This is a genomic window from Lachnotalea glycerini, from assembly GCF_003201285.1.
In the GTDB taxonomy this organism is placed as follows: domain Bacteria; phylum Bacillota; class Clostridia; order Lachnospirales; family Lachnospiraceae; genus Lachnotalea; species Lachnotalea glycerini.
In genome coordinates this window covers 1-1,406 of the sequence record NZ_QICS01000046.1, presented here as the reverse complement: position 1 = coordinate 1,406, position 1,406 = coordinate 1, and the positions used below count along the sequence as shown (strand labels likewise).

Genomic DNA, 1,406 nt, shown 5'->3' with positions numbered 1-1,406 from the left:
GGGACTATCCCAAAGTTTGTGTAAACCTTCAAACTGATGTAAGATAAACTTACACAGTTTGGAGGTTTTTTTATGGCTAGAAAAAATGACAGCCCACAAAAGGCAGCAATGAGAGAAATGATGCGGGATTATCTGAAAAAGAATGATGTCAGCATCAAAAGTGGCACTGATGTGAATTCAATCATGCGAGACATGATGTCCGTTATTCTGGAAGGTTCCTTGGATGAGGAATTGGATGAAGAACTTGGATATTCTAAATATGATTATCGTAACAAAGACACGGTTAATAGCCGCAATGGACATTCACAAAAAACGATGCATACCAGTTATGGAGATATGGATGTAGCAATTCCGCGAGATCGTAATGGCGAATATGAACCACAACTCATCAAGAAATACCAGAACACGGTAACACAGGACATGGAAGAGAAAATTTTATCTATGTATGCAAAAGGAATGACGACTGGGGATATTGAATCTCATATGAGAGAGCTTTACGATATTGATATCTCTGATAGTACAATCAGCCGCATTACAGACAAGATTTTGCCAATCGTCAAGGAATGGCAGGAACGCCCGCTTGAAGAAGTTTATGCTGTTGTTTTCATGGATGCGATTCACTATCATGTACGTAGTGAAGGACGCATTGTGAAACGTGCGGTATACATAGCTCTTGGAATTGATATGAACGGACACAAGGATGTTCTAGGTATGTATGTTGGTGAAAATGAAAGTGCCAAGTTCTGGCTTTCTATTATGAATGGCTTAAAGAATCGCGGTGTAGAGGATATCCTGATTGCCTGTGTAGATGGTCTTACAGGATTCCCGCAGGCAATTGATGCCGTATATCCGCAAACAGAAGTTCAACAGTGTATTATCCATCAGATCCGAAATTCAACGAAATTTGTATCCTATAAAGATATCAAAAAACTGATGGGTGATTTGAAACGCGTTTATGCAGCACCAACCGAAGAAACGGCAATAAACGAACTTGAACTATTTAAGGATAAATGGGATTCTAAATATCCCAAAATCTATAAGTCCTGGCATGATAACTGGGCAACCCTGTCCACCTATTTCAAATATCCAGAAACCGTCAGACGCCTGATATACACTACGAATGCGATTGAAGGCTTCAACCGTCAGCTAAGAAAAGTGACCAAAAGCAAGACAGTATTTCCATCAGATGACAGTCTCTTAAAAATGCTATATCTGGCAACGATGGATATCACAAAGAAATGGACTGGTCATCGTCAAGACTGGGGTCAGATTCATTCGCAGTTGGAGATTTATTTTGAAGAACGTTTGTCATCACGAAATCTTTAAATCTAGTTAGATTCTGAAAGGTTTCATTGACATGCAAAAAAATCCTTGTATAATGCAAGTAAGGGCAGAACCATTGTAAT

At 39.2% G+C, this 1,406-nt stretch carries 1 protein-coding gene; it reads left to right on the top strand.

Translation table 11 applies throughout. From position 1 onward, the window contains the following. The first annotated feature begins 108 nt into the window (after nucleotides 1–108). Nucleotides 109–1,326, top strand: coding sequence for an IS256 family transposase (locus tag C8E03_RS21740; protein ID WP_170123098.1), 1,218 nt, complete (start codon nucleotides 109–111; stop codon nucleotides 1,324–1,326). Nucleotides 1,327–1,406: the final 80 nt, after the last annotated feature.